Source organism: Microbispora triticiradicis, assembly GCF_005864065.1.
Lineage (GTDB): Bacteria > Actinomycetota > Actinomycetes > Streptosporangiales > Streptosporangiaceae > Microbispora > Microbispora triticiradicis.
Window position 1 is genome coordinate 1 of record NZ_VANP01000032.1, and the last position, 6,013, is coordinate 6,013.

At 73.8% G+C, this 6,013-nt stretch carries 2 protein-coding genes; both read right to left on the minus strand.

Features of this window, described 5'->3' with window-relative positions; genetic code table 11:
- On the minus strand, window positions 1-2,087 hold a 2,087-nt coding region (locus FED44_RS35280), incomplete at its 3' end, for a type I polyketide synthase (RefSeq protein WP_138463387.1).
- A gap of 6 nt (window positions 2,088-2,093) precedes the next feature.
- Window positions 2,094-6,013: type I polyketide synthase (locus tag FED44_RS35285; protein ID WP_138463388.1), on the minus strand; the 3,920-nt coding region annotated here is incomplete at its 5' end.

Consider the following 6,013-nt stretch of genomic DNA (forward strand, 5'->3'; position numbering starts at 1 on the left):
GTGTGGGGGGTGATGCCCCAGGTGGCGAGCAGGTGGGTGAGGGCGGTCTGCAGGGCGAACAGGGCGGGCTGGGTGTAGAGCGTCTGGTCCAGCAGCCTCTGGTCGGCGTCCCCGAGCAGGACCTCGCGTAGTGGCACCGGGGTGTGTCCGGCCAGGTGCTCATCCAGTGCCTGGATGACGTGGTCGAATGCGGTGGCGAAGGTGGGGTAGGCGGCGTACAGGCCGCGTCCCATGCCGGGGCGTTGGCTGCCTTGGCCGGTGAACACGAACGCGACCTTGCCGGGACGGGCGACCCCGGTGACGATGCCGGGGGTGATGCGGCCGTCGGCGAGGGCGCGGGTGCGCTCCAGGAGTTCCTGTGGTGTGGTGCCGGTGATGACGGCGCGGTGGTCGAAGTGGGCGCGGGTGGTGGCCAGGGAGTGCGCGATGTCGACCGCGTCCAGGCTGGGGTGGCGGTCGAGGTGGTCGGCCAGCCGGGCGGCCTGGGCGCGTAGTGCTTCGGGTGACCGTGCCGAGACCACCCACCCCACCACCGGCACCCCACGCCCCTGGGAAACCTCCACCGGACGCGGAGTGTCGTGGGCACCGGGGTCCTGCGTGGCCGGTGCCTGATGCCCGGCCTCCGCCGGCGCCAGGCTGCCGGCGGACGTCGCGCGTGACCCGTTCGGTGGCGTTTCCACGGTCGTGGCCGCGTCAGTCTGGTCGGGTGCCTGTTCGATGATGACGTGGGCGTTGGTGCCGCTGACGCCGAAGGCGGAGACGGCGGCGCGGCGGGGGTGGCCGTGGTCGGGCCAGGGCTGGGATTCGGTGAGGAGTTTGATGCTGCCGGTGGTCCAGTCGACGTGGGGGGTGGGCTGGTCGACGTGGAGGGTTTGGGGGAGCAGGCCGTTGCGGATGGCGTGGACGGTTTTGATGATTCCGGCGACGCCGGCGGCGGCTTGGGCGTGGCCGATGTTGGATTTGAGGGAGCCGAGCCATAGCGGGCGGTCGGCGGGGCGGTTGTGGCCGTAGGTGGCGAGCAATGCCTGGGCTTCGATGGGGTCGCCGAGGGTGGTGCCGGTGCCGTGGGCTTCGACGGCGTCGACGTCTGCGGGGGTGAGTCCGGCGTTGTGGAGGGCGTGGGTGATGACGCGTTGCTGGGAGGGGCCGTTGGGTGCGGTCAGGCCGTTGGAGGCGCCGTCTTGGTTGATGGCGGTGCCGCGGACGACGGCCAGCACGGGGTGTCCGTTCCTCCGCGCGTCCGACAGGCGTTCCACCAGGAGGAGGCCGACTCCTTCGGCCCAGCCGGTGCCGTCGGCGGAGGAGGAGAACGCCTTGCACCGCCCGTCCGGCGCGAGCCCCCGCTGCCGGGAGAACTCGGTGAACCCGATCGGGCTCGCCATCACCGTCACCCCGCCCGCGAGCGCGAGGTCGCATTCCCCCGTACGCAGGGCCTGGACGGCGAGGTGCAGCGCGACCAGTGACGACGAGCAGGCCGTGTCCACGGTCACCGCCGGGCCCTCGAAGCCGAAGGTGTAGGCGATCCGCCCCGACAGCACGCTGCCCAGGTTGCCGATTGCCAGATAGCCCTCCAGGTCTTCGGGCACCTCCGGCAGCCGTGAGCCGTACGTACGGTCGGCCACCCCCGCGTACACCGCCGTACGGCTGCCCTTGAGGGTGGCAGGGTCGATGCCGGCGCGTTCGAGGGTTTCCCAGGCGACTTCGAGGAGGAGGCGTTGCTGGGGGTCGCTGGCGAGTGCTTCGCGGCGGGAGATGCCGAAGAAGCCGGCGTCGAATCCGGCGACGTCGTCGAGGAAGCCGCCGTGGCGGGTGTAGGAGGTGCCGGGCTGGTCGGGGTCGGGGTCGTAGAGGGCGTCGAGGTCCCAGCCACGGTCGGCGGGGAACTCGGTGACGGCGTCGCGGCCCTCGGCGACCAGGTCCCACAGGTCCTCGGGGGAGGCCACCCCGCCGGGCAGGCGGCACCCCATTCCCACGATCGCGATCGGCTCCCGCGACTTCGCCTCGATCTGCCGCAGCCGTTTCTCCGCCTGCTTGGTCTCCGCGATCGAGCGCTTGAGATATTCGCGCAGCTTGTCGTCGTTCGCCATCACAAATCAGCTCCTGTCCAGGAGGTCGAAGAGTTCGTCGTCGGTGGCGGAGTCGAGGTCGATCTCGTCGTCCGGGTCGTCGTCCGCGCCGAGCGGGGTGTCGAAGCGGGCCAGCAGTGAGCGCAGGCGGGAGACGACCTCGCCCCGGCCGCCGGGCTCGGCGAGCAGGCTCGCCTCCAGCCGCCGCAGCGCGGTCAGCGGGTCGCCGGCGGGTTCTCCGTCGCCGTCCACCTCGGCCTCGGCCAGCGCCGACAGGATGTAGTCGGTCACCGCGGCGGGCGAGGGATGATCGAAGATCAGCGTGGTCGGCAGGGGCAGCCCGGTCGCCGTACGGAGCCGGTTGCGCAGGTCCACGGCGGTCAGCGAGTCGAGCCCCAGCTCCCGGAACGCCCTGGCCGGCGGGATCTCCGCACCGTCGGCGTGCCGCAGCACCGCGGCGACCTCCGTGCGGACGAGGTCGAGCACGGCCTCGCCGCGCTGCTCCGGGTCGAGCCCGGCGAACCGCGACGCGGGTTCGGGCGCCTGCCCCCCGGCAGCGCCGTCGTTCACCCCGCCCTCGGAAGACGTGGCCGAGGACGTACGCGAGGCGTCGAGCCAGAAGCGGGTGCGCTGGAAGGCGTAGGTCGGCAGGTCGACGCGGCGTGGGTCGGCTCCGCGGAGGGCGACGGCCCAGTCGACCGGCACGCCCCGCACGAAGGCCTCGGCGAGCGACACGAGGAACCGCTCCGGCCCGCCTTCGTCGCGCCGGAGCGTCCCGGTGACCAGCGCGGGCGCGACCGCCGCCGCCTCCAGGGTGTCCTCGATGCTCGACGCCAGCACCGGATGCGGGCTGATCTCCAGGAACGCGGTGTGACCACTGGCCGCCAGGGCGCGGGTGGCGGCCTCGAACCGCACGGGCCGCCGCAGGTTCGCGTACCAGTAGTCGGCGTCGAGCTCCGCCTCGCCGGCCCACTCGCCCGTGACGGTCGACAGCATGGGCACGGTCAGCGCGCGGGGCGTGATCGGGGACAGCGCCTTCGGCAACTCGTCGGAGATCAGCTCGACCTGGGCGGAGTGCGAGGCGTAGTCGACGGGGAGCCGCCGGTTGCGCACCCCCTCCGCGTCGAGCGCGGCCAGCAGTTCGGCCAGGGCGCCTACCTCGCCGGACACGACCACGCTGCCCGGCCCGTTGACGACCCCGACCGACAGCCGTCCGTCCCAGGGCGCGATCCGGGCCTCGGCCTCCTCCAGCGGCAGGGCCACCGACGCCATGCCGCCGTCGCCCGACAGGGTCCGGATGGCCTGACTGCGCAGGGCCACCACGCGGGCGGCGTCGCGCAGCGACAGTCCGCCCGCCACCACGGCCGCGGCGATCTCTCCCTGCGAGTGGCCCACCACCGCGTCGGGACGGACCCCGTACGACTGCCAGAGCTCGGCGAGCGACACCATGACGGCCCACAGCACCGGCTGCACCACGTCGACCCGGTCGAGCCCCGGCGCGCCGGGGACGCCGCGCACCACGTCGAGCAGCGACCAGTCGACGAACTCGCTCAACGCCCGCTCGCACTCCGCGAGCCGTTTCGCGAACACGGGCGCCGACTCCAGCAGCCCGGCGGCCATGCCGGGCCACTGCCCGCCCTGCCCCGGGAAGACGAACACGACCTTCCCGGCGACGTCGGCCGTGCCGCGTACGACGTGGCCGGGCAGCGCGCCCTCGCGGGTGAGGGCGGCCAGGCCGGAGGTCAGCCCCTCCGCGTCCGGCGCGACCACGACGGCGCGCTCGGCCAGCAGCGTCCTGGCGGAGACGAGGGAGTGCGCCACGTCGACCGGGTCGAGGTCCGCCCGGCCGTCCAGGTACGTCGCGAGGCTGACGGCCTGACCGCGCAGCGCCTCGGGCAGGTGCCCCGACAGCACCCACGGCACGGCGGGCGGCACGGCGGGCCGCGTGCCGGGCGGCGGCGTGCCCGGCGTCCTGACCGGCTCCTCGGCGGCGGGGAGCTGCTCCAGGATCACGTGCGCGTTCGTCCCGCTCACCCCGAACGACGACACCCCGGCCCGTCTCGGGCCGCCGTCCTCCGGCCAGGGCCGCGCCTCGTCGAGGAGGCGGACGCCGCCGCTCGACCAGTCCACGTGCGGGGTCGGCTCGTCGACGTGCAGGGTCTTCGGCAGCACCCCGGCGCGCATCGCCATGATCATCTTGATCACGCCGGCACCGCCCGCCGCGGCCTGGGTGTGCGCGATGTTCGACTTGAGGGAACCGAGCCACAGCGGCCGCTCGGCCGGGCGGTCCTGGCCGTACGTCGCCAGCAGCGCCTGCGCCTCGATCGGGTCGCCGAGCGTCGTGCCGGTGCCGTGCGCCTCGACCACGTCCACCTCGCCGGTAGTCAGCCCGGCGTTGGCGAGCGCCTGCCGGATGACCCGCTGCTGCGACGGGCCGCTCGGGGCGGTCAGGCCGTTGGACGCGCCGTCCTGGTTGACGGCCGAGCCGCGGACCACCGCGAGCACCGGATGGTCGTTCCTGCGTGCGTCCGACAGCCGTTCGAGGAGGAGCAGGGCGACGCCTTCCCCCCAGCCGGTGCCGTCGGCCGAGGACGAGAACGCCTTGCAACGCCCGTCGGCCGCCAGGGCCCGCTGCCGGGAGAACTCGACGAACGTGGCGGGCGACGACATCACGGCGACGCCGCCGGCGAGCGCGAGGTCCGACTCACCCGTACGCAGCGACTGCGCGGCCAGGTGCAGCGCGACCAGCGACGACGAGCAGGCCGTGTCGACGGTCACCGCCGGGCCCTCGAAGCCGAACGTGTACGCGACGCGGCCCGAGGCGATGCTGCCCGCGCTGCCGTTGACGAGATAGCCCTCCAGGTCGCCCGGGATCTCCTGCAGCCGGGGCGCGTAGTCGTGGTACATCACCCCGGCGAAGACCCCGGTGCGGCTGCCCCTGAGCCGGCGGGGGTCGATCCCGGCCCGCTCGAACGCCTCCCACGCCACTTCGAGGAGCAGCCGCTGCTGCGGGTCCGTCGCCAGCGCCTCACGGGGCGAGATGCCGAAGAAGGTGGCGTCGAAGTCGGCGACGTCCCGCAGGAACCCGCCGTGCCGGGTGTAGGAGGTGCCGAGATGGTCCGGATCGGGGTCGTAGAGCCGTTCGAGGTCCCAGCCCCGGTCGGCGGGGAACTCCGACACGGCGTCCCCGCCGCGCTCCACCAGCCGCCACAGCGCCTCCGGCGACTCGATGCCGCCCGGGAGCCGGCAGGCCATCCCGACGATGACGACCGGATCGTCCGCGAGCGACCCTGTCGCGGTCGTCTCGGCCCGCACCGGCGCCTTCTCCGCCCGGACGTCCCCGCCGAGCAGGCCGTCCAGCAGTTCGGCGATGCCCTCGGGGGTGGGGTGGTCGAAGGTGAGAGTGGCGGGGAGTCGGAGGTGGGTTGTGGTGGTGAGGCGGTTGCGGAGTTCGACGGCGGTGAGGGAGTCGAGGCCGAGTTCGATGAGGGGGCGGTCGGGGGGGATGGTGTGGGGGTCGGGGTGGCTGAGGACGGTGGCGACCTCGGTGCGGACCAGGTCGAGCAGGGCCGCGCTCCGCCGTTCGGGAGTCAGCGCGGAGAGTCGCGTCGTGAGGGAGCCGTCCTGCCCGGCGGCCGCCCGCACCGCCCGGCGGCGTGGGGAGATCAGGCGGCGCAGCAGGGGCGGCGGCGCGTCGGTCGCCGTGTTCAGGCGAGCCGGTACGAGCACCGGCGGCTGCGCGGCCGCGCTGAAGACCACCGCGTCGAACAGGGCCAGGGCGTGATCCGTTTCTAGCGGGCGCAGGCCGAGCCTGGCCAGGCGCTTGTGGTCGTTCTGACCGAGTCCGGCGGTGAGGGTGCTGGTGTGGGCCCATAGTCCCCAGGCGAGGCTGGTGGCGGGGAGGTTCTGGGTGTGGCGGTGGTGGGCGAGGGCGTCGTGGAAGGTGT